Genomic DNA, 23964 nt, shown 5'->3' with positions numbered 1-23964 from the left:
CCCCTCATCGCCCTCACCATGCTCAACCTCGGCGGCTACCGCCCCAACCTCCCAGGCCGAACCTGACCCACGGATCAGTCACAACAGCCGGAATTCCATGGTGAACGTGATTATTCACGGCTCAGGGTCAGCCGTCGTGGAGGAGCAGGTCGCCGGCGTGCTGGCCGGCCGCCGCGGCGGCGAGGAAGTACTCCGGGTCGTCGTCGATGCCGCGGCCCATGGTCGACAGCCGGACCGGCACCTGACGCAGCGCGCCGTCGAGCCCGTCGGTGGGCACCGTGATCAGCTGGTGCCGACCGCCCAGCCGCTGGACCTGCTGGTTCACCTTCGTGCCGAAGTCACCCGCGAGCTCGGGCACGACGACGTCGGCCGGGGCCATCGCGACCTTGCCGTAGGCGGTCAGGCTGTGGTGCGAGACGCCGTGATGCCGCTCGCGCGCGTCGGCCGAGCTGATCCGCAGCGACGCGACCGGGCGTCCGCCGAGCACGACCGCCGCGTTGACGGCCTCGCCGCAGGCCACGCCGGAGAAGCCCCATCGGGTGCCGGTGCCGAGGTTGCCGGGGCCCTGGGTGACGACGGCGATGTCGGCGCCGAGCACGTGCCGCGCCGCCAGCAGCCCGCTGTGCAGGGTGACCGCCTCGAGGTCACCGCCGAACGCCTGGCCGACAGTGACGGTCGCGGCCAGCCATCCGGCCTCGCGCAACGTGGCCACCGTCCGGCTGAACCACAGCGGCAGGGCGCCGCCGTCGGTCATCACGTAGACCACGCGTGCCGACCGGTCGAGCCCGGCCAGCACCGCCGGCAGCGCCGAATGCAGATCCGCGGTCACGACCGGCATCCCGAACAGGTCGTCGGCATCGCGCAGCGTCGCGTGCCATTGCGAGTCCTGCTCGTCGACGCCGAGCACGGTCGCCTGCAGCGGCGTGTAGCGGGCCTTGACGAGGTGGCCCGGTGCCGGCGGGCGGTCGGGCGGGAGCCGGTCGGGGATCGCCACGACGTGCGCGAGGCCGCCGGTGCCCAGCTTCATCGCCTGCGCCGTCGTGTTCAGCACGACGGTGTCGCCCGGCTCGGGGGTGCCGACCAGGTCGACGTAGGCCAGCGCCCGTACGTCCGTGCCGTCGACGTCCACCCAGAGCTCGGCCGCCCCGGGCCACGAGGCGCCGACCGTTCTCACTGTTCCTTTTCGCCACCGAATCACGCGCAGAGACTAGCCACCCGTTACTCTCGCGCATGGCAGGGGATTGGGGGTCGACGTGGCGCAGGCGGTCAAGAGCGAACGGCTGATGAATCTCGTCATCTGCCTGCTCGTCGCACGGGGATACGTCCCTAAAAGTCGTATTCGTCAGATCGTCGGCGGGTACGGTGACCAGAGCGAAGAGGCGTTCGAGCGCATGTTCGAACGCGACAAGGAAGAGCTGCGCGAGGTCGGCATCCCGATCGAGACCGGCTCGTTCGATCCGTTCGGCGACGAGGAGCCGGGCTACCGGATTCATCGGCAGGAGTTCGAGCTGCCCGAGATCCGGCTCGAGCCGGACGAGGCCGCCGTGGTCGGGCTGGCCGCGCGGATGTGGCAGCACACGTACCTGTCCGACGCCTCGACCACGGCGGTGACGAAGCTGCAGGCGGTCGGCGTGGAGGCGGACACCAGGTCGCTCGGCGCGGTCGAGCCACGGGTCGGCGGCGAGGAGCCGGCGTTCTGGCCACTGTGGGAGGCGGTGCGCGACCGCCGCGCCGTGCGGTTCCGGCACCGCAAGAGCACCGGCGCCGAACCGATGGTGCGGCACGTGCAGCCCTGGAGCGTCCTGTCGTGGCACGGCCGCTGGTACGTCGTGGGCTACGACGTGGACCGGCAGGCGCCGCGGATGTTCCGGCTGTCGCGCATCGTCGACACGGTCCGCTCCGCCGGGCCCGCGGGCGGCTACGAGGTGCCCGCCCAGGACGTCGTCCGCGAGGCCGCGGCGAGCCTGGTGCCGCCCGAGCGCAACGAGTCCGCGTGGGCGCGGATCCGGGTGCGTGCGGGCAGCGGGCACGCGCTGCGCAGGCGCGCGACGCACGTGGAGCCGGCCGGACCCGGCTGGGACGACGTCACGGTGACCTACTCGAGCACCGAGATGCTGGCCGAGGAGCTGGTCACGCACGCCGGCGACGTGGTCGCGCTCGAGCCGGCGGAGCTGCGCGCGGCGGTGGTGGAACGGCTCGAGGCGATCACGAAGGGAGCGTCGTGAACACATCCGCGCGCGGAGGCAGGCGGCCGGACAGCGCGCCCGCGCAGGTCGCGCGGTTGCTGGCCATGCTTCCGTACCTGCGCTCGCACCCGAGCACCCGGGTCGCCGACGTGGCGGCCCTGTTCGGGGTGAGTGAACGCCAGGTCGTCCGCGACCTGCAGGTGCTGTGGTTCTCCGGTCTGCCCGGCCTGCAGATGGGCGACTACATCGAGGTCGACATGGAGGCCGTCGAGGGCGAGGGCGTCATCAGCGTGTCCAACGCCGACTACCTCGCGCGGCCGCTGCGGCTGCGCACCGACGAGGCGGTGGCGCTGATTGTCGCGCTGCGCACCCTCGCGTCGGTCCCGGGGTCGTTCGAGCGCGACGCCATCGACCGGGCGGTCGCCAAGCTCGAGGAGGCCGCGGGCGAGGTCGCCCAGCAGGCCGCGGCGGTGCAGGTGCAGGTCGACGGGGACGCGGTCGCCGGGGTCGCCGCCACCGTCCGGCAGGCGCTGGACGCCGGGCACCGGCTGCACCTGTCGTACTGGGTACCGGCCCGTGACGAGGCCACCGAGCGTGACGTGGACCCGATGCGGCTGGTGGTGGTCGACGGCCGGCTGTACCTGGAGGGCTGGTGCCGGCGGGCCGAGTCGGTGCGGCTGTTCCGGCTGGACCGGGTGCTCGACGTCCGGCAACTGGACGTGGCCGCCGAAGTGCCGTCCGAGGCGCATCCGCGCGACCTTGACGCCGGCCTGTTCCAGCCGTCACCGGATGACGAATTGGTGACGATTGACCTGACGCCACACGGACGGTGGGTGGCCGACTACTACCCGCACGAGAGCGCCGACGAGCTCGACGACGGCGGGTTGCGGCTGCGGCTGTGGGCCCGTGACCGGCAGTGGGTGCGCCGCCTTGCGCTACGGCTCGGCGGCACCGGGCGCGTGGTCGATCCGCCGGACCTGTCCGCCGAGGTCACAGCGGCTGCGCGGGATGCTCTCGCGCACTACGGCGTCCAGTAGGCTCGGCGCATCATGTCCACACTTGCGGTATGGCTCCTGGTGGCGCTCGCGGCGCTGTTCGTCGTGATGGTCGTGGTCGTCGTGCTGGCGTTGCGGTCGCTGGCACGGAAGTCGTCCGGACTGTCGCGAGAGATGGACGGCTTGCTCGCGGACCTTGACACGGCCGTAAGATCGGTAACTGCACGCTCACCGGACGAAGCGGAACACCACGACGGCCGCGTCGAGTCGCAGAGGACGTACTCTGGGTACCATCGACGGGACGCGCCCCGTCAGGAAGAGGTCGACCATGGGTAACATCGGCACCTGGCAGCTGCTCATCGTGCTCGCGATCGTGCTGCTCCTGTTCGGCGCGAAGCGGCTGCCCGAGGCCGCGCGCGGTCTCGGCCGTTCGCTGAAGATCTTCAAGACCGAGACGCAGGGTCTGGTCGGTGGAGACGAGAAGGCCGACGACACGACCGCCTCGAACACGGCCGACCAGTCGGGGCAGGAGACGCAGTCCACGCAGCCCGCACGTGCGGTCGAGTCGACGGCGTCCACGCAGCAGCAGTCCCAGACCGGCGAGCCGGTCGACGATCAGTCCAAGCGCGACGCCTGAACCGCGTAACGTCCGACAGACGACGTGGCCACGGTGACAGGCCGTCGGGGTAAGGGATCCAAACCCGAGCCCGACCCCGAGGGCCGGATGACGCTGAGTGAGCACCTGCGCGAGCTGCGCTCGCGGGTGTTCAAGTCCGTCCTGGCAGTGCTGGTTTTCGGGATCGTCGGGTTCATCCTGCGCGACCAGATCGTCAGCTTCCTGACCGATCCGTTCCAGAACGCCGCGATGGAGTCCGACGCGCAGGCGTCGATGAACTTCCGCAACATGACCGACCCGCTGGTCGTGCCGCTGCAGATCGCCATGCTCACGGGTCTGGTGTTCGGCGCCCCGGTGTGGATCTACCAGGCGTGGGGCTTCATCACGCCGGCGCTGTACCACAACGAGAAGCGCTGGACGGCGGTCGTCATCGGCACCGCGGTGCCGATGTTCGGGCTCGGTGTGCTGCTGGCGATGTGGGTCATGCCGCGTGCCATGGAGTTCCTGCTCGACTTCACGCCGACCGAAGACGTCAGCAACATCGTCGACTTCAGCAGCTATCTCAGCTTCGTGATCCGGGTCGTGCTCGTCTTCGGCATCGGGTTCCTGCTGCCCATCTTCGTGGTGATGCTCAACGTCGTCGGCGTTCTGCAGCACGAGGCGCTGTCGGCGGCCAGGCGCTGGGTCATCGTCGGGATCTTCGCCTTCGGCGCCATCGCCACGCCGACCGGCGACCCGCTGTCGCTGATGGTGCTGGCCACCCCGATGTGGCTGCTGTTCGAAGTCGCGGTGCTGGTGTGCCGCGTGCTCGACCACCGCCGGCGCCGCCGCTTCGGCGGTGAGCTCTCCGACGACGAGGCGACCCCGGACGACGAGCTGAACCGGCTGGGCCGTGTCGACGACGACGGCTGAGCCACGATGAGCGACGAAGTCGCGCTGCTGGTCAACCCCGCTGCCGGACGCGGGCGCGGAGCCCGCGCCGGCCGGCGGGCCGCGGCCGCGCTGTCCGAGGCGGGCGTGCCGTTCCGCGTGCTGGCCGGCCGGGACGTGCGTGAGGCCGGTGACCTCGCGGCCGAGAGCGTCGAGTCGGGCGCGCGGGCGCTGGTGGTCGTCGGCGGCGACGGCATGGCCCACCTCGGGCTGCAGGCCCTGGGCGGCGCCGACACCCCGCTCGGCATCATCCCGGCCGGCACCGGCAACGACCTCGCGCGTGCGCTGGGGTTGCCGCTGAAGGACGCCGCGGCGGCCGCCGCGGTGGTGGCCGGCGGCGTCGAGCGCGAGATCGACCTCGGCCGCACCGACGGGCAGTGGTTCGCCGGCGTCGTGGCGGCGGGGTTCGACGCGCGTGTCAACGACCGGGTGAACCGGATGCGCTGGCCCAAGGGGCCGCGGCGCTACGACGTCGCCACCTTCGCCGAGCTGGGCGTGTTCCGCCCCATCGAGTACCACATCGAGCTCGACGACGAGGTGCTCGAGACCGAGGCGATGCTCGTGGCGGTCGGCAACGTGCCCTCGTACGGCGGCGGCCTGCGCATCACCCCGGAGGCCGAGCCGGACAACGGGTTGTTCGACGTGCTGATCGTCGCGCCGGTCAGCCGGATGACGCTGGTGCGCGCGTTCAACCGGGTCCGCAGGGGGACCCATCTGACGTATCCCTTCGTGTCGGTGCACCGCGCCGGCCGGGTGAAGCTGGACGCCCCCGGCATCACCGCCTACGTGGACGGCGAGCGGCTCGGTCCGTTGCCCCGGATTTTCGACCTCGTTCCTCGCGCCCAGCGCGTCTACGTGCCGGTGGCGAGATAGCGTAGCCGTATGAGTTCGCCCGCGGAGCGCTACGCGGCCGCGAGGCAGCGTCAGCGCGAGCCTCACCTGCAGGACTTCCGGTCGGTGTACGGGTTCGAGTTCGACGAGTTCCAGGTGCAGGCCTGCCGCGGGGTGGAGGCGGGCCGGGGCGTGCTGGTGGCCGCGCCCACGGGTGCGGGGAAGACGCTGGTGGGCGAGTTCGCCGTCCACCTCGCCCTCGAACAGGGCCGCAAGTGCTTCTACACGACGCCGATCAAGGCGTTGTCCAACCAGAAATACCACGACCTGGTCGAACGGTACGGCGAGTCCGCGGTGGGGCTGCTGACCGGCGACAACACGGTGAACGGCGAGGCGCCGGTGGTGGTGATGACCACCGAGGTGCTGCGCAACATGCTCTACGCCGGGTCGCACACGCTGGCCGGTCTCGGCTACGTCGTCATGGACGAGGTGCACTACCTCGCCGACCGGTTCCGTGGCGCGGTCTGGGAAGAGGTGATCATCAACCTGCCGGACTCGGTGAGCGTGATCTCGCTGTCGGCGACGGTCTCCAACGCGGAGGAGTTCGGCGAGTGGCTGACGACGGTGCGCGGCGACACCGACGTCGTGGTCGAGGAGCAGCGCCCGGTGCCGCTGTGGCAGCACGTGATGGTCGGCCCGCGGCTGCTCGACCTGTTCGCCCAGTCCGGCTCCGGCGACGGCGGCAAGCGCGTCGTCAACCCGCAGCTGGCGCGTCAGGCGCGCGACGAGCAGCGGCCCGGTGGCCGCCAGGGTGACCGGCGCCGGGGCGGCCGGCGCCCGCCCCGCCCGCGCGGCACGTACACGCCCGGCCGGGTCGAGGTGCTGAACCGGCTGGAGTCCGCCGGGCTGCTGCCGGCCATCGTGTTCGTGTTCAGCCGGGCCGGGTGCGAGGCGGCGGTGGAGCAGTGCCTGCGCTCGGGCGTGCGGCTGACCACGGCGGACGAACGCGTCGAGATCCGTGACGTGGTCGAACGGCACTGCGCGGACATCCCGGAAGAGGACCTGCACGTGCTGGGCTACCACGAGTGGGCCGACGGGCTCGAGCGCGGTGTGGCGGCGCATCACGCGGGGATGCTCCCGACGTTCAAGGAGGCGGTGGAGGAGCTGTTCGTGCGCGGCCTGGTCCGCGCCGTGTTCGCCACCGAGACGCTCGCGCTGGGCATCAACATGCCGGCCCGGTCCGTCGTGCTCGAACGGCTCGTGAAGTGGAACGGCGAGACGCACGCCGACATCACGCCGGGGGAGTACACCCAGCTGACCGGCCGGGCGGGGCGCCGGGGCATCGACGTCGAGGGCCACGCGGTGGTGCTGTGGCAGCCGGGTTTCGACCCGTCGGCGGTGGCGGGTCTGGCCTCGACGCGGACGTTCCCGCTGCGCTCGTCGTTCCGGCCGTCGTACAACATGGCGGTCAACCTGGTCGACCGGGTGGGGCGCACCACCGCCCGCGAGATCCTGGAGTCGTCGTTCGCGCAGTTCCAGGCCGACCGGGCGGTGGTCGGCCTGGCGCGGCGGCTGCGCCGCAGCGAGGAGGCCCTCGAGGGGTACCAGGAGGCGATGACCTGCCACCTCGGCGACTTCGGCGAGTACTGGCGGCTGCGCCAGGCGATCAAGGAACGCGAGAACGCGCTGGCCCGCGAGGGCACGGCGCAGCGCCGGGCGGCCTCGGCGGCGGCGCTGGAGAAGCTGCGTGCCGGTGACGTCATCCGGGTGCCGTCGGGCAAGTTCTCCGGCATCGCGGTGGTCCTCGACCCGGGGATGGGTGCGGCGGACGGGCGCGGCGACGGCCCGCGGCCCACGGTCCTCACCGAGGGACGCCAGGTGCGGCGGCTGTCCCTGGTCGACTTCCCGGTGGCCGTCGAGCCGCTGACGACCATGCGCATCCCGCGCTCGTTCAACCCGAAGGTGCCGGCCTCGCGTCGTGACCTGGCGGCGGCGCTGCGCGCGAAGGTGCCGGACGATCACCCCGGCCGGCGGCACCACCGCGCGCGTCGTCCGCGATCGGCCGCCGCGGACGACGAGGAGTTGACGCGGCTGCGGCGCGATATGCGCGCGCACCCGTGCCACGGCTGTGACGACCGCGAGGAGCATGCGCGGTGGGCCGAACGCTGGTCCAGCCTCCGCGGAGAGGTTTCGCAGCTGTCCCGCCGGGTGGAGTCGCGCACGAACACCGTCGCGCGCCAGTTCGACCGGGTGTGCGCGGTGCTGGACGAGCTCGGTTACCTCGACGGCGACACGGTGCCTGAGCCGGGACGGCGGCTGGCGCGGCTGTACGGCGAGCTGGACCTGCTGGCGGCGGAGTGCGTCCGCACGGGGGTCTGGGACGAGCTCGACCCGGCCGAGCTCGCCGCGTGCGTCGCCGCGCTGACCTTCGAGTCGCGGCAGCCCGACGAGGCGGCGCCGGAACGGCTGCCCACCGCGCCGGTACGCGAGGTGCTGGCCCGCACGGTGCAGCTGTGGGGCGAGCTGGACGAGCTGGAGTCGCGACACCGCCTGGACTTCCTGCGCGAACCGGATCTGGGGTTCTCGCACGTCGCGTGGCGGTGGGCCAGCGGGCACCGGCTCGACGCGGTGCTGCGCGAGGCGGAGATGGCCGCCGGCGACTTCGTCCGGGCGATGCGGCAGCTGCTGGACCTGCTCGACCAGATCGCCGACGCCGCGGCGGGGACGCCGCTGCGCGAGACGGCGCGGCTGGCGTCCGGTTCGTTGCGGCGCGGCGTGGTCGCCTACGCGACGCTGACCTGACCGTGCGTGCGCCGGCACGGTAGGTTGGCCGCACCATGCCGACGTCGATTTCAGCACCCGATCACGACGCCCTCGTCCAGCGCCTGCGCGGAGCCGGTTGTGTCTTCGCCGAGGACGAAGCACGGCTGCTGGTGGCCGCCGCGGACACGCCCGCCGAGCTCGATGCGCTGGTCGAGCGGCGTGTCGACGGCCTGCCGCTCGAGCAGGTCCTCGGCTGGGCCGAGTTCTGCGGGTTGCGGGTCGGCATCGAACCCGGCGTCTTCGTGCCGCGCCAGCGCACGGCTTTCCTGGTGCACCGAGCGGCGGAGCTCGTCGGGGGCCCGCCAGGACGGCCCGCCGTGGTGCTCGACATGTGCTGCGGCACGGGTGCGCTGGGTATGGCACTGGCCGAGCGGCTCGGCAGCGTCGAGCTGCATGCCGCGGACGTGGAGCCCGCGGCGGTCCGGTGCGCCCGCCGCAACATCGCCGCGGGCGGGCACGTCTACCAGGGCGACCTGTACGAGCCGCTGCCTGCCACCCTGCGCGGACGGGTCGACCTGCTGGTCGTGAACGCGCCGTACGTCCCGACGGACGCGGTGGCGATGATGCCTCCGGAGGCCCGCCACCACGAGCCGATGGTGGCGCTGGACGGGGGAGCGGACGGCGTGGGCGTCCATCGCCGGGTGGCGGCCGGAGCCGCGCGGTGGCTGGCCCCCGGCGGTCACCTGCTGATCGAGACCAGCGAGTATCAGCTGCAGCGCACCGTCGACGCGGTCGCCGCGGGTGGCCTCGCGCCGAGCGTCAGCCGGTCGTCCGAGCTGGACGCCACCGTCGTCGTGGGTACCCGGCCGTCCGCGCGGCTCTGAACGCTCCGGATACGAGGAAGCGACGGGGACGCGCCCGATGCCGCGCTGATGGCGTCGGTGTCGAGTGTGCGAGGCGCTGTGAGCCGTCCCGGCGTTACGGGTCCGCGCTCGCTCGGCTGTCGCGCAGCGCGAGCGCGGCGGCGCCGACGGCTGCCGCGTCCGCACCGAGGCGTGCGCGGTGGATGCGCACCGGGTGTCCGCTGACCGGCGCCGAGTCGGTGACCGTGCGCCGGACGGACGGAGCCAGCAGGTCCCACGCGGCGCTGACACCGCCGCCGACGACGACGTCGCCGACGTCGAGCAGGCCGGCGACGATCAGCGCGGCCCGGCCGATCGCGTCGCCGGCCTCGGCCAGCACCGCGAGAGCCGCCGGGTCGCCGTCGGCGGCCCGGGTGGTGACGTCCGCGGCCGTCGTCTCGTCCGAGGTGCCCGCCCGCGCCCGATAGCGCCGGGCGATCGACCGGCCGGACGCGAGCGACTCCAGGTGGCCGTACTGCCCGCACGTGCACGGCTCGTCGCCGAACCCGGGCACGTGCCCGATCTCGCCGGCGGCTCCGTGCCGCCCGCGGTGCAGGTCACCGTCGATCGCGAGGGCGCCGCCGACCCCGGTGCCCACGCTGATGCCGAAGACGTCGGGAACCGCGGTGACCGCGCCGGCGGTGAGCTCGCCGAACAGGAACGCGTTGACGTCGTTGTCGACGCTGACCGGCAGGCCCAGCTTCGTGGCGAGATGGCGGCCCAGCTCGGTGCCGGCCCAGTCGGTGAACGAGTCGCTGGCGGCCACGATCCGCCCGGACCGGTGGTCGACGACGCCGGCGGTGCCGATGCCGACGGCCACGGGGGCGCCGGCCGTGCGGATCAGCTCTTCGACGCCCTCGACGATCGTGCGCATCATCGCCTCGCCGCCCTCGCGCGCCGGTGTCGGCAGCGTGAGCGTCGGCCCGGTGGCGTGCGCGCCGTCCACGACGACGAAGCGGGTCTTGGTGCCCCCGAGGTCGATACCGACGGCCGTTGGGGTGTCGGTCATGCGGCGGGCGCCTCACGCAGGCCGAGCCAGGACTGTCGCCGCGCGTGCTGCTCGACCGGGTCGGGGACCGGCGCGGCGGTGAGCAGCCGGCGGGTGTAGGGGTCTCGCGGCGCCGTCAGCACCTCCCGCGTCGGGCCCTCCTCCACGATGCGGCCGAGGCGCATCACCGCGACCCGGTGCGTCAACGAGTCGACGACCGCGAGGTCGTGGCTGATGAACAGGCACGCGAACGCGTAGCGACGCTGCAGCTCGGCGAGCACCTCCAGCACCTCGGCCTGCACCGACACGTCGAGAGCGCTGGTCGGCTCGTCGGCGACCAGCAGCTCCGGGTCGAGCGCCAGCGCCCGCGCGAGGCTGACTCGCTGGCGCTGGCCGCCGGAGAGCTCGTGCGGGTGCCGGGCCGCGGTCGACGCGGGCAGGTGCACGCTCTCGAGCAGCTCGGCGACGCGGGCGTCGCGGTCACGCCGGGAGAGCGTGCGGTGCACGACCATCGGCTCGGCGACGCACTCACCGACCGGCATCCGCGGATCCAGCGATGCGCCCGGGTCCTGCAGGACGACGCCGAGGCGCCGGCGCACCGATCGAGCCGCGCGCCGGCGGAGCGCGTGCGGGTCCTGTCCGAACAGCCGGACGGTGCCGGACGCGGGCCGGAGCAGGCCGAGTGCGCAGCGCCCGACGGTCGACTTGCCGGACCCCGACTCGCCGACGAGACCGACGAACCGTCCGGCCTCGATGCGCAGGTCGACGGCGTCCACGGCGCGGAACGTGTCGCCGCGACCGCGGTACTCCACGGTCACCGCCTCGAGGTTCAGCGCCGCGTCGGTGCCCGTGTCCGTGCCCGTGCCGGCGTCGACGGACGCGGAGACCGCGGCACCTGCGGCGTCCTCGGCACCTGCGGCGTCCTCGGCCCCGGTGTGGTCCTCGCTGAGCCGCGGCAGCACCGGTACGGCTTGGAGCAGTGTGCGGGTGTAGTCGTGTGCGGGGCGCAGCAGCACCTGTTCGCTGGGCCCGGTCTCGATCAGCTCGCCGCGGTACATCACGGCGACCCGGTCGGCGATGTCGGCCACGACGCCCATGTTGTGCGTGACCAGCAGCACCGCCACACCGAGATCGCGGCGCAGGTCGCGCAGCAGTTCCAGGACCTCGGCCTGCACGGTCACGTCGAGGGCAGTCGTGGGCTCGTCGGCGACGATGAGCTGCGGATCGCAGGCCAGCGCCATCGCGATCATCACCCGCTGGCGCTGCCCGCCGGAGAGCTCGTGCGGGTACTGCGCCACCCGCCGCTTCGGCTCGGGGATGCCGACCCGGTCCAGCAGTTCGACGGCGCGTTCACCCGCGGCGGCTCGGTCGAGCACACCGTGGTTGGTCAACACCTCGGCGACCTGGTCGCCGACGCGCATCAGCGGGTTCAGCGCCGTCATCGGCTCCTGGAACACCATCGACGCGCGGGCGCCGCGCAGCCGCTGCAGCTGCGCCGGAGCCATGTCGAGCACCGAGTCGCCGCCGAGCTCGACCCGGCCGCCGACCCGGGCCCCGCCGGGCAGCAGCCCCAGCGCGGCGAGTGAGGTGACGGTCTTGCCGGACCCGGACTCGCCGACCAGCGCCAGCACCTCGCCGCCGAAGACGTCCAGATCGAGCGAGCGCACGGCCTGCACGGGGCCCTGCTCGGTCTCGAACGTGACGCCGAAGTCGCGGTAGCTCAGCACCGGCGATGTGGTGTCGGTCATCGGTTCTTCCCCCTGACCTCGAACATGTCGCGCAGGCCGTCGCCGATGAAGTTGAACGACGCGACGACGAGGACGATCAGCACGCCGGCGGGCAGGATCAGCCACCAGGCGCCGGAGTAGGCGTAGCTCACACCCTTGGACAGCATCGCGCCCCAGTCGGTGGCCGGCGGTTGCACGCCCATGCCGAGGAAGCTGACGTACGCGACGAGCAGGATCGCGTCGGCGACCTGGAAGGTGGCGTTGACCATCATGGTGCCCACAGCGTTCGGGACGATGTGGCGCACGATCGCGCGTCGGTGGCTGCCGCCGATGGCGCGCAGCGTCAGGACGTAGTCGCGGGTCTTCAACGACAGTGCCTCCGCGCGGACCAACCGGGCCGGCACCAGCCACGACACCAGCCCCATGACCAGGATCATCATCGGCACGTCCGGTGTCGTGATCGCGGAGGCGACCAGCAGCAGGAACAGCGCCGGGATCGCGATGCCCGCGTCGACGACGCGCATCATGACCGCGTCGACCCGACCGCCGAGGTAGCCGGCGACCGCACCCCAGGCGGTGCCGATGACCGTCGCCAGCGCACCCGCGGCCAGGCCGATGACCAGTGACGTCTGTCCGCCGACCATGAGCCGGCCGAGGACGTCGTAGCCGACGTCGTCGGTGCCGAGCGGGTGACCGTCGTCGCCGGGCTCCAGATTCGCCGCCGCCAGGTCTGTGTGCACCTGGTCGGTGTCGTAGATCAGCGGGCCGACGAAACTGAACAGGAACAGCACGGCCACCACGGCCAGTCCGGCGACCGCGAGCCGGTTGCGGGTGAACCGGCGCAGCGCCGTGCCGCGCCTGCGTGGCACCGTGCCCGGCGTGTGCCCGGAGGCGGGGGCGGGCTCGTCGTCGGCCGCCAGTTGGTCCGGACGCGATCCACTCATACGGCCACACTCCTGACCCGCGGGTCGATCAGCGCCTGGGCGATGTCGGCCAGCATCGATCCGACGACGGTCGCGATGGCGATGACCAGCACGACGCCGAGCAGGACGGGGAAGTCCGACGTCTGGGCGGCGTTCCAGAACAGGAAGCCGACGCCCGGGTAGTTGAACATCGACTCGACCACCAGGCTGCCGCCGAACATCACCGGGATGTAATAGCCGAGCATGGTGACGACCGGCACCAGTGAGTTCCGGACGACGTGCCTGACCAGCACCCGCCGCTCACTCGTGCCCTTCGCCCGCGCCGTGCGCGCGTAGTCCTCGGCGAGGTTGTCCAGCGTCGCCGAGCGCATGTAGCGGCTGAACGCGGCGACGGTGGCGAACGCGCCGGTGACGACGGGCAGCACCAGCGCGTTCGGATCGGCGAGGATGTCGCCGAGGGCGTCGCCCTGCGGCGCCTGCGCCGGGAACAGCGGGATGGCCTGGGCGAAGACCATGATGAGGATCAGGCCCAGGAAGAAGACCGGCGTGGAGTACACGATGATCGCCAGCGCCGTGGCCGTGTAGTCGAGGACGCTGTTGCGCCTGGCGGCCTGCCAGACGCCCAGCGGCAGCGCGATCAGCAGCGCCACCACCGTGGAGGCCATGGTGAGCAGCAGCGTCTTCGGCAGCCGGTTGGCCAGCAGCTGCGACACCGGAGCGTTGAGGGTGAACGACTCACCGAGATCGCCCTGCACCAGCCGGCCGAGATAGTGCCAGTACTGCGTCCAGATCGGCTGGTCCAGTCCCTGCGCCCGGTTGAACGCGGCGATCTGCTCGGGTGTGGCCTGCTGGCCGAGAACGCCGCGGGCGGGGCCGCCGGGCAGCGCGTGCAGCAGGGCGAACACGATGACCGTCACGATCACGGTCACGATCACGGCCTGCAGCACGCGCCGCACCAGAAAGCGAGCCACGAAGGATCACGAACCCCAGGACCAGCGCTGCGGGAAGAACTCGGCCAGCGGGTCCTGACCGGTTCCCTGCAGGCCTTCGCGGATCGCCGACACCTGGTAGGCCGGCTCCGGCAGCCAGACGACCGGCAGGTCCTTCGTCAGCAGTTCGCTGTAGTTGCGGATCGCTTCCTGGTCGTTCGAGACCAGGGACTTCTGGATGTAGCGGTCCGCCTCGGCGTTGGAGTAGCTGCCGAAGTTGGCGGTACCGCCGGTACCGAACAGCCGCTCACCGGTGGGGTAGGCGTTGAAGTACCAGCTGCCCTGGGTGCCGAAGAACGACAGCTGCCATGAGCACGCCTGCTGGTCGGGCGTGCACTGCCCGCTCTGGCCCAGGACCTGGTTCAGCGGCTTGGACTGGATGTTCAACGCGATGCCCGCGCTCTCCAGCGACGACTTGATCTCGGCCATCATGTTGTCGGTCTCGTTCGAGCCGCTCTGCGCCAGCACGTTCATCTCGAAGCGCTTGCCGGCCTCGATGCCCTCGCCGCACTGACCCTGGCCGGTGCCCGGGTTCTCGCAGACCGCGATCCCGTCGTCACCGATCGTCCAGCCGTTGTCCTCCAGCAGCCGGCGAGCCTCGTCGGTGTCGAACGGATACGGGTTGCTCTTCTGCGCCTCGGAGAGGAACTCCGACGACGGGGTCTGCGGGATCGGCCCGTAGGTCGGCTCGGCGGTGCCGTGCCAGATGACCTCGGCGATGCTCTTCTGGTCGATCGAGTGCTGGATGGCCTGCCGGGCGTACAACTGGCGGAACACCGGGCCCATGTCCGGGTTGTTGAAGTTGTACGGCATGTAGGTGACCGCCCAGCCGTGCCAGGGATCGATCCGGTAGCCCTGCGCCTCGAACTGCTCCTGCTGGCCGATGGCCGATGCCGGCAGGTACCCGTAGTCGATCTCGCCGGAACGCAGCGCGTTCAGCTCGGCGTCGGCGCTGGTGAACGGCTGCAGTACGACGGTGGGAATGTGCGCCGGGTCGTCGCCGTCGTACTCGGGGTTCTCGGCGAGCGTGACCTGGCCCGTCGAGGTCCACTCCTCGATGGTGTACGGGCCGTTGACCACCTGCCACAGCGGGTTGGTGGCGTACGTGTCGGTCTGCTTCGCCTCGCCGATCAGGTAGTCCCAGACCTGCTTCGCGCCCTCGGGCGTGCGGTCGTGGTCGCCGATCTCGCCGTCGTCGCCGGTCTTGTCCCAGGCGTGCTGCGGGATCGCGTACAGGTTGACCAGCTGGTTGTTGAGCAGCCAGTTCTCGTTGTAGACCTTGTCGAAGGTGATCTCGAAGGTCTTGTCGTCGACGACGGTCCACTTCGCGACGTTGTCCGGGAACCGGCCCTCGGAGTAGCCGCCCCAGGCCGCCTTGTTCGCCTTGATCAGGTTGAACCAGAACTCGACGTCGCGGGAGCTGACGGGGGTGCCGTCGTTCCAGGACATGTCCTTGAGCGTGATCGTCGCGGTCCGGCCGTCGCCGGAGAACTCCACCGACTCGGCCAGGCTGCCCTTGGCGTCCATGGCGACTTCGCCGTCGGCGCCGTTGACGTTGACGACCGGCGTCCACAGCGTCCACTTGATCGCGGTGTTGTGGGTGGCCATGTACTCGGGCGTCGCCATCGGCAGGATCCAGTTCGGCGTCGCGTTCGGCGGCAGGGCGTAGGTGATCGTGTCCTTGTCCTGCCCGCCTCCGCTCTCTGCCGATCCGCTGTCGCCGCACGCGGCGAGAACGAGGGTGAGCGACAGTGCCCCGGCGGCGGCCAGCAGGCGGCCGCGGCGCAGTCGTGGTTGATGCATGCGCACTCCTTGTGACTCACGCGAGCGACGGGAGCAGGACCACAACCAGACCACCATCAGTCCGCAATCGGGCCGAGGTCGAGCGAACGCCGCATGATCTGCCGCAGATTAGCCACCGAATTCGGATGAACGCAAGCGCCGATCGAAATTAGGTGGCACACTTGATTCGTCAAACGGTGAAACTCTGCCGTCCGCCTGATACGTTGACTCGCGACGAGACCGATCACCCGCCGGCGCCGCGACCGGCGGAGCAGAGGAGCCAGCCGTGGTGACATCCGAGCCGGACCGCTGGGACGGCGGCCTCCCGGGCCAGCCGGGAATCCTCGAGCTGCTGGCGTCCGGGCGGGTGTCGTCACGCACCGACATCGCGCGCGAGCTGGGGCTGGCGGCCTCGACGGTGTCACTGCGGGTGCAGGAGCTGATCGACGCCGGCCTGGTCGTCGAATCCGGCAGCGGGCGCTCCACCGGGGGTCGGCGTCCCAAGGTGCTGCGGATCGACCCGGACGCCGGACACGTCCTCGCCGCCGACCTCGGCGGGCACCACGTCCGGTTCGCCCGCCTGGACCTGCTGGGCAACCTTCAGGCGGTCGAAGAGATCGCCATCGACGTCGCCGACGGGCCGGAGGTCGTGCTCGATCAGATGAGCGCACAGCTCACGGCGATGCACGAGGCCGCGGGCGGCGTGCTGCGCGGCGTCGCTGCCTGCCTGCCGGGCCCGGTGGACGCCGCGGCCGGCTGTGTCGACTCGCCGTCGCGGATGCCGGGATGGCACCGTTTCCCGGTTCGGGAGCGGCTGGCCGAGCGCTTCGGGGTGCCGTGCGTCGTGGACAACGACGCGAACCTGATGGCGCTGGCCGAGCACCGCAACCTGCCCGGCGCACGGCACAGCCTCCTGGTCAAGGCCGGTGCGGCGATCGGCTGCGGGCTGATCATCGGCGGCGACATCTACCGCGGCGGTACCGGCGCGGCCGGCGACATCACGCACGTGCGCGTCGCCGCCGCCGGCGACCGGGCGTGCAGCTGCGGCAACGTCGGCTGCCTCGAGACCATCGCCAGCGGCAGCGCGCTGGTGCGCAGCCTGCGCGAGAACGGGCACGACGTCGCGACCACCACCGACGTCGTCCGCGCCGCCATGGACGGCGAGCCGCTGGCCACCACCACCGTGCGCCGTGCGGGCCGCAGCCTGGGCGAGACGCTCAGTCCGGTGGTCAACTTCGTCAACCCGGACGCGGTGTTCCTGGCCGGCCTGTTGTCCACCGTCGAGCCGTTCGTCGCGGCCGTGCGCAGCCAGCTCTACGAAGGGTGTCACCCGCTGGCCACCCGCGACCTGCAGATCGTCCAGGCGGGCACCGGCGCGGACGCCGGCGTGATCGGCGCCGGCCGGCTGATCCTGACGCAGGTGCTGGCCGGCACCGACACGTCCGTCCCCGTGACCTCGGAGAGCCTCTCGTGAACCGTCCCCGCATCGGCATCGCCGGTATCGCCATCGAGTCCAGCACGTTCTCACCGCACCGCAGCGGGGCCGAGGCGTTCCGCGTCACCCGGGAGGACGCGCTGATCGGGCGCTACGACTTCCTGGCGCCGGGCGCCGCGCTGCGTGAACGCGCCGACTGGGTGCCGCTGCTGCACGCGGTGGCGCTGCCCGGCGGCGCTGTCGAGGCGCAGGTGTACGACGCGTTGCGCGACGAGATCGTCGAGCGGATCGTGTCGGCCGGAGAGCTGGACGGGCTGTTCCTGGACATTCACGGCGCGATGAGCGTCGTCGGCCGCGAGGACGCCGAGGCCGACCTGGCACGGGCGGTGCGGGAAGCGACCGGTGCGGACACGCTGATCTCGGCGTCGATGGATCTGCACGGCAACGTGTCCGAGCCGTTCGTCCGCCGGCTCGACCTGGTCACGTGCTACCGGATGGCGCCGCACGAGGACGCCTGGGAGAGCCGCGAGCGGGCCGCGGCCAACCTGGTCGACCGGCTCGACCACGGTGGTGGCCAGCCGCTCAAGGCGTGGGTTCAGGTGCCGGTGCTGTTGCCGGGGGAGAAGACCAGCACGCGCATCGAGCCGGCACGCGGCATCTACGCCCGCGTGCCCGAGGTCGAGGCGATGCCCGGCGTGCTCGACGCGGCCGTGTGGGTGGGCTACGCGTGGGCGGACGAACCGCGCTGCCAGGCTGCCGTCGTCGTCACCGGCGACGACGCGGACGTGATCACCGAACAGGCCGAGAGTCTGGCTCGTTCGTACTGGGAGCACCGGGCGGATTTCGCGTTCGTCGCGCCGGCCGACACGCTCGAGACGTGCGTGGCCAAGGCGCTGGCGAGCGCCACGGCTCCGTACGTCATCAGCGACTCCGGCGACAACCCGACCGCCGGCGGGACCGGCGACGTGTCCTGGACACTCGGCCGGTTGCTCGCGACACCGGAACTGGTGGACGGCTCGCGCACGTCCCTGTTCGCGAGCATCTTCGACGAAGCGGCTGTCGCCGCCTGCGCAGCCGCCGGACGTGGCGCCGTCGTGACGACCGAGGTCGGCGGCCGCGTCGACGCCGGGCCGAGCGGACCGGTCACCGTGTCGGGAACGGTGGTCGCGCTGACCGAGGACGACCCGGTGGCCGGGCGGATCGCGGTGCTGGACTGCGGCGGCCTGCACGTGATCATCACCGAGCGCCGCAAGCCGTACCACCTGGAGTCCGACTTCACCGATCTCGGGCTCGACCCGCGCTCCGCCGACATCGTGGTGGTCAAGATCGGCTACCTCGAGCCGGAGCTGTACGCACTGGCTGCGGACTGGATGCTCGCCCTCACACCGGGCGGTGTCGACCAGGACCTGCAACGCCTCGGGCATCACCGCATCGAGCGGCCGATGTACCCGTTCGACCCGGAGATGCCCGCTCCGAACCTCACCCCCCGCCTCGTCTGATCGCCCCGGAAATGACCACGTCCACCATGGAATTCCATGCGTCACCACCCCTGCAGGCCTGGTGACGCATGGATTCGCCTCGTGGTGGCCCGGTGGGTGGCCCGTGGGTGGACGTGGTTGGACGCAGCGGCCGTCAGGCACCCTTCAGGGCCGTCAGCACCCGGTTGAGCGACGAGTCGATGCCCCAGCGCTCGCCGAGCTCGACCAGCCGATCCGGATGCGCCGGCTCGACGGGCAAGGCGTCGTCGTAGGCGGGCAGCGGTACGTCCGGCCGGACGGTGACCACCCGCGGCGCGACGGCGAGATAGTCGCGCGCGTCGGCGATCTTGCGCCGCAGTGTCGGGGAGAGCTCCGCCGACGGGTCGTCCACGGCGGCCAGCAGTCCGGCGACGTCGCCGAATCGGGTGATCAGCGTGGCTGCGGTCTTGTCGCCGACGCCGGCGACGCCGGGCAGACCGTCGCTGGGGTCGCCGCGCAGGGTGGCGAAGTCGGCGTAGGCGCGGCCGGGGACGGCGTACTTCGCGGTGACCGCGGCTTCGTCCATGACCTCGTGTTTTCCGACGCCGCGCGCGGTGTAGAGCACCCGCACACCCTTCGCGTCGTCGACGAGCTGGAACAGGTCACGATCGCCGGTGACGACGTCGACCGGCCCGGTGTCGTGGGCGGTCAGCGTGCCGATGACGTCGTCGGCTTCGAAGCCGGGCACGCCGATGTTCGCCAACCCGAGCGCGTCGAGCACCTCGATGATGACCGGCACCTGTGCCTCGAGCAGCGGCGGGATCTGCTCGGCGTTGGTGGCGGCGTCGGCGAGGCGGTGCGCCTTGTACGACGGCAGCAGCTCGACCCGGAACGCCGGACGCCAGTCCGCGTCGAGGCAGGCCACCAGCCGGGACGGTGACCGGTCGGTGACCAGCCGGGCGATGAAGTCCAGCAGGCCACGCACCGCGTTGACCGGCGTGCCGTCCGGCGCGGTGATCGACTCCGGCACGCCGTAGAACGCGCGGAAGTACAACGAGGCGGTGTCGAGGAGCAGCAAGCGGTTCTCGGTACCTGGCATCTCATGAGGGTAGCGGTGGCGGCCGACGGTTGCTGCGAAGGCTCTGGAACGCACGAGAGCGCCCCGTCCTCCGACTCCAGAGGGCGGGGCGCTGTGTGTTGTCCAGGACCCGGCGCGGAGGTTATCAAGTGACGCGCCGGGGTCTGTCGGGATCGTCGGTGTTACCAGCACCTCGCGCCGACAGTACCCAGCGTAACCGTTGACGGCGCCGTGTCACCGGGTCATGGGTCCGGCGGATGTCAGGAGCCGGGGCCGCTGATCAGGGTGCCGGTGGCATACATCCGGTGCGAGGAGCCGAGCAGCGGCCAGCAGGTGGTCAGCGTGATGCGCCGCTCGGTGGGCTCGGCGTCCTCCGGCTCGCCCGGCACCGGGTCGACGACCCACGTGTCGCTGATCTCGATCTTGTTGCCGTCGTCGTCGCCGTTCGGGGCGTCGTCGAGTTCGTAGACGTAGACGCCGTCGGCCATCTCGATCTCGACGCGGTCGCCGACATGCAGCTCGGGGAACTCGGAGAACGGGCTGCCGTGCCCGGTGCGGTGCGCGGCGATGCCGACGTTGCCCAGCTCGCCCGGGTCCGCGGTGTCGGGATAGTGCCCGGGGCCGTCCTCCAGGTCGTCGGGCTGGACGCCCTGCACGATGATCTTCTCGTATCCGTCGCCGAATCTGGGGATGCGCAGGATGCCGTACGCCTCGCCGTCGGCCAGCTCGGACGGCTCGTCCGGCCGGGACTGCGCCGGTGCGTCCCACCGCTGCCGGAGCTGCTGGTCGAGGTCGTCCTGGGCCTGCGCCGTCTGGATTCCGGTACCCCACACCATGTAGATGACGAACAACAGGACGAGGGCTCCCGCGGTGAGCAGCAGCTCGCCGAACACTCCCACGGCGGCGGTCAGCAGCCCACGCCGAGGCGGTTCCTGCTCACGCCTGCGGGCTCGTCGGGGCATGTCACCGACTCTAGTGCGACAGCGCGGACCGGACGGGGGGACCGGGCGGTACGGTCATGACATGTTGGCGGAGGATCTCCTGCTGTTGTACTACGACGACGACACCGGCAAGCCGGTCCTGGACTCCACCAAGGTCGACTACAGCCTGGCCGGGGCGGTCCTGGTCGAACTGTCGATGCGTGGCAAGGTCGGCGTGGCCGGCGACGGTGAGCGGGTCCGCTCGGGACGGCTGATCGTGCGTGATCCGGAGCCGACAGGCGACACCGTTCTCGATTCGGCCCTGCGTGTGGTTCGCGACAAAGAGGGCGGCAAACCGAAGGACGTGCTGGGAAAGCTGCGCAAAGGGCTACGGGAGTCCGTCTTGCAGCGCCTCGCCGACAGTGGCCGCCTTCGGCGTACCGACCATCGGGTCCTCGGCCTGTTCCCGACCCCACGATGGCCGGTGGCCGACCCGGGACGCAAGACACACGTGCGTGGCCGGCTACGGGAAGTGCTGATCGACGGGCACGAGCCCGACGAGAGCGTCGTCGGGCTGATCGCGTTGCTGGCCGCGGTCGATGCGGTGCCGAAGTTCGTGCCCTCCGACGACAAGCGCGCGACCAAGCGCCGGGCGAAGGAGATCGCCGAGGGTCAGTGGGCAGGACACGCCGTCCGCAAGGCGGTCCAGGAGGTGCAGGCCGCCGTGACCGGCGCAGTCGCCGCGGCCGGGGTGGCCGCTTCCAACGGTGGCGGCTGAGGCGGCCGTGACGGTCCGGTCGGTGCGCTGTCGTCGGCGTCCGGTAGAACTACCACGATGAGAGACGCAGTGAGCGATCGACTGGAACGGGCCCGCGCGGCCGCGGCGGACAGCGGGCTGGACGGCCTGCTCATCACCCCCGGTGCCGCGTTGCGGTACCTGACCGGCTACGACGCGCTGCCTCTCGAACGTCTGACGTGCCTGGTCGTGCCCGTCGACGATGCCCCGACGCTACTCGTCCCGGAGCTCGAGGAGCCGGCCGCGCGCACGGCGGTCGAGGGAGCGGACGCGGTGACGATCACGCCGTGGCGCGAGACCGAGGACCCGGTGCAGCGAGCGGCGGCGATGCTCGCCGGCGCCCGGCGGGTGGGCCTGGACGACGAGATATGGGCGGAGAAGGTGCTGCGGCTGCGAGCGGCGATGCCCGACACCGAACAGGTTCGGGCGGGTCCGGTCGTGTCGCCGCTGCGCATACGCAAGTCCGCCGACGAGGTGGATTCTCTGCGTGTCGCGGGCGCGGCCATCGACCGGGTACATGCGCGGATGGCGGAGTGGCTGCGCCCCGGGCGCAGGGAGGCGGACGTGGCCCGGGATCTGGCCGAGGCGATCGTCCAGGAGGGGCACCGCCGGGTCGACTTCGTCATTGTGGCGTCCGGGCCGAACGCGGCGAGCCCGCATCACGAGAGCGGCGAGCGGGTCGTCCGCGCCGCCGACCCGGTGGTCGTGGACATCGGCGGGACCACCCCGGACGGATACTGCTCGGACGAGACGCGCACCTACGCGGTCGGCGAGCCCGGCGACGACTTCCGGGCGGCCTACGAGGCGCTGCAGCGGGCGCAGGAGGCGGCGGTGCGGGCGGTGGCACCGGGGGTGCCGGCGGCGGCGATCGACGCGGCGGCGCGCGACGTGCTGACCGAGGCCGGGCTGGGGGAGTACTTCGTCCACCGGCTCGGGCACGGCATCGGCGTCGAGACACACGAGGAGCCGTACATCATGGCCGGCAACAGCGCGGGCGTCGAGAAGGACATGGCGTTCTCGATCGAGCCGGGCTTCTACGTACCGCAACGGCACGGCGCACGCATCGAGGACATCGTCCTGGTCACCGACGACGGCGCCGAACGGCTGAACCTGCGTCCGCGCGACCTCGCGGTCCTGCCCGCATAGCCGCGTGCCCGGGCGTACATGCACACCCCGGACACGCCCAGAGCACTGCCGATCGGGTCGCCGCGGTGACCGGATGCGATGTTCACCTCATTCGGCGGGTTCGATGTTGTGGTTGAAGCGAAACGTGTTGTGCGGGTCGTAGGTCCGTTTGACCTCCGTCAGCCGGCGGTAGGTGGCGGCGTCGTAGGCGGAGCGGACCTCGGCGGCGGTGGAGCCGTGGTGCAGGAAGTTGATGAACGTGCCGCCGTGGGCGTCGTCGGTGATGCTGCTCAGCGCGCCTTCCATGGTCCGCACGGTCGCGTCGGCCTCGGCGGCGTCGGCCGGTGCTGCGTGCATGGCGAGAACGTAGGCGGCGTCGCGGTGCGAGACGGCGCTGGGCTGATCCGGAGCGTGGGCGGCGGCGCCACCGAGATGCCGGATCTCGAGCGGGTTGATCGGCGAGCCGGGGCCCGCGGCCTCGGTGATGCGCGCGATGGTGCCGGCCGACAGCCCGGTGAGCAGGGTGCTTCGACCGGCGGCCGTGGACGGATCCTCCGGCTCCATGCCGGACATCGCCGCCTGCAGGTAGCCGGACGTCGTGGTGGTGTCCATGAGTGGCGCACCGAGCTTGTCCCGCAGCTGGTCGACCTGGGTGGTGTCCGCGCCCGCGACGGTCGAGCGGACGATGACGAGGTGCTGGCCGCGGATCGGTTCCGGGACCGCGGGCACGGGCGGAACGGTGACGAGCATGGCCGCGGAGGTGACGTCGTCGGGGACCTGCCGCGTCCATTCCGCCCAGCTGCTCAGCACCTCGGCGGCGCGCTCGCCCGGGTAGGCCAGCATCCCGTTGACGACCTTGCGGACCGGGTGCAGTCGCACGTCGAGAGAGGTCACGACGCCGAAATTGCCGCTGCCGCCCTTGAGTGCCCACAGCAGGTCCGGATGGTTCGCGCCGTCGGCACGCAACGTCTCGCCGTCGGCGGTGACGACGTCGGCGCCGATCAGGCTGTCGGCGGCGAACCCGAACCGTCGCATCAGGATGCCGAGCCCACCACCGAGGGTGTACCCGGCGACACCGACGTTGGTCGCGGTGCCGGACAGCCCGATGAGGCCGTGCGGATCGGCGGCCTCGAGGACCGCGCGCCACCGTGCGCCGGCGCCCACACGTGCGACGCCGGCGTCGGGGTCGACCCGGACGCCGTCCAACCGGGACACGTTGACGACGATGCCCCCGTCGCACGGGTGCACGGCCCCGTGTCCGGAGGACTGCACGGCCAGCCCGAGCCCCTGCCGTCGTGCGAGCTGGACCGCGGCTCGGACGTCGTCGACGGACTCGGCCATGACCACCAGGGCCGGATACTGGTCGACGGAGAGGTTCCACGGTCGGCGCAGTGTGTCGTAACCGTCGTCGCCGGGAGAGAAGGCACGCCCGGGCAGTGCTGAGCGAAGGGTCTGGATGTCGTTCATGACGGGTCTCCGTGTGGGGTGGAAGGTGCCGAGGTCCGGGTGGTGCGGACAGTC

General features: G+C 71.7%; 20 protein-coding genes. 11 read left to right on the top strand and 9 right to left on the bottom strand.

Going from position 1 to position 23964, the window contains the following annotated elements:
* Positions 1 to 127: 127 nt before the first annotated feature.
* Positions 128 to 1198, bottom strand: a complete 1071-nt coding sequence (locus tag CLV30_RS15980) for a DUF3866 family protein (RefSeq protein ID WP_106538207.1) — start codon at positions 1196 to 1198, stop codon at positions 128 to 130.
* A 55-nt stretch (positions 1199 to 1253) separates the two neighbouring features.
* Here CLV30_RS15980 and CLV30_RS15975 point away from each other — a divergent pair, with 55 nt between their 5' ends.
* The 7 genes from CLV30_RS15975 to CLV30_RS15940 all read left to right on the top strand — a co-directional run bounded on the left by CLV30_RS15975 (position 1254) and on the right by CLV30_RS15940 (position 9205).
* Positions 1254 to 2225, top strand: a complete 972-nt coding sequence (locus CLV30_RS15975; protein WP_205740984.1) for a helix-turn-helix transcriptional regulator — start codon at positions 1254 to 1256, stop codon at positions 2223 to 2225.
* On the top strand, positions 2222 to 3223 hold the full coding sequence (locus tag CLV30_RS15970) for a helix-turn-helix transcriptional regulator (protein ID WP_211300067.1): 1002 nt from the start codon (positions 2222 to 2224) through the stop codon (positions 3221 to 3223). Before CLV30_RS15975 ends, CLV30_RS15970 begins: the two co-directional genes overlap by 4 nt.
* A gap of 286 nt (positions 3224 to 3509) precedes the next feature.
* On the top strand, positions 3510 to 3818 hold the full coding sequence (gene tatA, locus CLV30_RS15960; protein ID WP_106538205.1) for a Sec-independent protein translocase subunit TatA: 309 nt from the start codon (positions 3510 to 3512) through the stop codon (positions 3816 to 3818).
* A gap of 87 nt (positions 3819 to 3905) precedes the next feature.
* On the top strand, positions 3906 to 4709 hold the full coding sequence (tatC, locus tag CLV30_RS15955) for a twin-arginine translocase subunit TatC (protein WP_106538204.1): 804 nt from the start codon (positions 3906 to 3908) through the stop codon (positions 4707 to 4709).
* 6 nt (positions 4710 to 4715) lie between these two features.
* Entirely contained in the window at positions 4716 to 5600 is an 885-nt protein-coding gene (locus tag CLV30_RS15950) for a diacylglycerol kinase (RefSeq protein ID WP_106538203.1), read from the top strand.
* Positions 5601 to 5609: 9 nt separating this feature from the next.
* A complete protein-coding gene (locus CLV30_RS27585) occupies positions 5610 to 8360 on the top strand; it encodes a DEAD/DEAH box helicase (protein ID WP_106538202.1) in 2751 nt (916 codons plus the stop codon).
* Positions 8361 to 8395: 35 nt separating this feature from the next.
* Positions 8396 to 9205: a putative protein N(5)-glutamine methyltransferase gene (locus CLV30_RS15940; protein WP_106538201.1), complete on the top strand. Its 810-nt coding sequence runs from the start codon at positions 8396 to 8398 to the stop codon at positions 9203 to 9205.
* Positions 9206 to 9299: 94 nt separating this feature from the next.
* Here the strand turns inward: CLV30_RS15940 and CLV30_RS15935 are convergent, their stop codons facing one another.
* From CLV30_RS15935 to CLV30_RS15915, 5 genes are read right to left on the bottom strand one after another with little or no spacing between them, the layout of a single operon-like run.
* Positions 9300 to 10232 carry an ROK family protein gene (locus tag CLV30_RS15935; protein WP_106538200.1) on the bottom strand — a complete coding sequence of 311 codons (933 nt, stop codon included), beginning with the start codon at positions 10230 to 10232 and terminating at the stop codon, positions 9300 to 9302.
* Positions 10229 to 11959: a dipeptide ABC transporter ATP-binding protein gene (locus CLV30_RS15930; RefSeq protein ID WP_106538199.1), complete on the bottom strand. Its 1731-nt coding sequence runs from the start codon at positions 11957 to 11959 to the stop codon at positions 10229 to 10231. Before CLV30_RS15930 ends, CLV30_RS15935 begins: the two co-directional genes overlap by 4 nt.
* The gene (locus tag CLV30_RS15925; protein ID WP_106538198.1) at positions 11956 to 12882 is read right to left on the bottom strand and encodes an ABC transporter permease; all 927 of its coding nucleotides are present in this window, start codon (positions 12880 to 12882) and stop codon (positions 11956 to 11958) included. The genes CLV30_RS15930 and CLV30_RS15925 overlap by 4 nt, the downstream gene beginning before the upstream one ends.
* Positions 12879 to 13832: an ABC transporter permease gene (locus CLV30_RS15920; RefSeq protein ID WP_106538197.1), complete on the bottom strand. Its 954-nt coding sequence runs from the start codon at positions 13830 to 13832 to the stop codon at positions 12879 to 12881. Before CLV30_RS15920 ends, CLV30_RS15925 begins: the two co-directional genes overlap by 4 nt.
* Before the next feature lie 6 nt (positions 13833 to 13838).
* Entirely contained in the window at positions 13839 to 15653 is a 1815-nt protein-coding gene (locus CLV30_RS15915) for a peptide ABC transporter substrate-binding protein (protein WP_106538196.1), read from the bottom strand.
* 265 nt (positions 15654 to 15918) lie between these two features.
* Here CLV30_RS15915 and CLV30_RS15910 point away from each other — a divergent pair, with 265 nt between their 5' ends.
* Together CLV30_RS15910 and CLV30_RS15905 are read left to right on the top strand one after the other, a co-directional pair.
* Positions 15919 to 17106 carry an ROK family transcriptional regulator gene (locus tag CLV30_RS15910; RefSeq protein ID WP_106538195.1) on the top strand — a complete coding sequence of 396 codons (1188 nt, stop codon included), beginning with the start codon at positions 15919 to 15921 and terminating at the stop codon, positions 17104 to 17106.
* On the top strand, positions 17103 to 18566 hold the full coding sequence (locus CLV30_RS15905; protein WP_106538194.1) for a M81 family metallopeptidase: 1464 nt from the start codon (positions 17103 to 17105) through the stop codon (positions 18564 to 18566). Before CLV30_RS15910 ends, CLV30_RS15905 begins: the two co-directional genes overlap by 4 nt.
* A gap of 133 nt (positions 18567 to 18699) precedes the next feature.
* On the opposite strand, the gene CLV30_RS15900 is transcribed toward CLV30_RS15905, so the two are convergent.
* Together CLV30_RS15900 and CLV30_RS15895 are read right to left on the bottom strand one after the other, a co-directional pair.
* Positions 18700 to 19623 carry a 5'-3' exonuclease gene (locus CLV30_RS15900; RefSeq protein WP_106538193.1) on the bottom strand — a complete coding sequence of 308 codons (924 nt, stop codon included), beginning with the start codon at positions 19621 to 19623 and terminating at the stop codon, positions 18700 to 18702.
* Positions 19624 to 19862: 239 nt separating this feature from the next.
* Positions 19863 to 20564 carry a class E sortase gene (locus CLV30_RS15895; RefSeq protein ID WP_129711063.1) on the bottom strand — a complete coding sequence of 234 codons (702 nt, stop codon included), beginning with the start codon at positions 20562 to 20564 and terminating at the stop codon, positions 19863 to 19865.
* 61 nt (positions 20565 to 20625) lie between these two features.
* On the opposite strand from CLV30_RS15895, the gene CLV30_RS15890 reads away from it, so the two are divergent.
* Positions 20626 to 21300, top strand: coding sequence for a GOLPH3/VPS74 family protein (locus tag CLV30_RS15890; protein ID WP_106538191.1), 675 nt, complete (start codon positions 20626 to 20628; stop codon positions 21298 to 21300).
* A gap of 57 nt (positions 21301 to 21357) precedes the next feature.
* Positions 21358 to 22464, top strand: coding sequence for a M24 family metallopeptidase (locus tag CLV30_RS15885; protein ID WP_106538190.1), 1107 nt, complete (start codon positions 21358 to 21360; stop codon positions 22462 to 22464).
* 87 nt (positions 22465 to 22551) lie between these two features.
* Here the strand turns inward: CLV30_RS15885 and CLV30_RS15880 are convergent, their stop codons facing one another.
* Complete coding sequence (locus CLV30_RS15880; protein ID WP_106538189.1) at positions 22552 to 23910, bottom strand: FAD-binding oxidoreductase; 1359 nt, start codon at positions 23908 to 23910, stop codon at positions 22552 to 22554.
* Positions 23911 to 23964: the final 54 nt, after the last annotated feature.

The sequence above is a fragment of the Haloactinopolyspora alba genome (genome assembly GCF_003014555.1).
Lineage (GTDB): Bacteria > Actinomycetota > Actinomycetes > Jiangellales > Jiangellaceae > Haloactinopolyspora > Haloactinopolyspora alba.
Note: the sequence above shows the minus strand (reverse complement) of the source record. Positions and strands in the feature narration are given on the sequence as shown.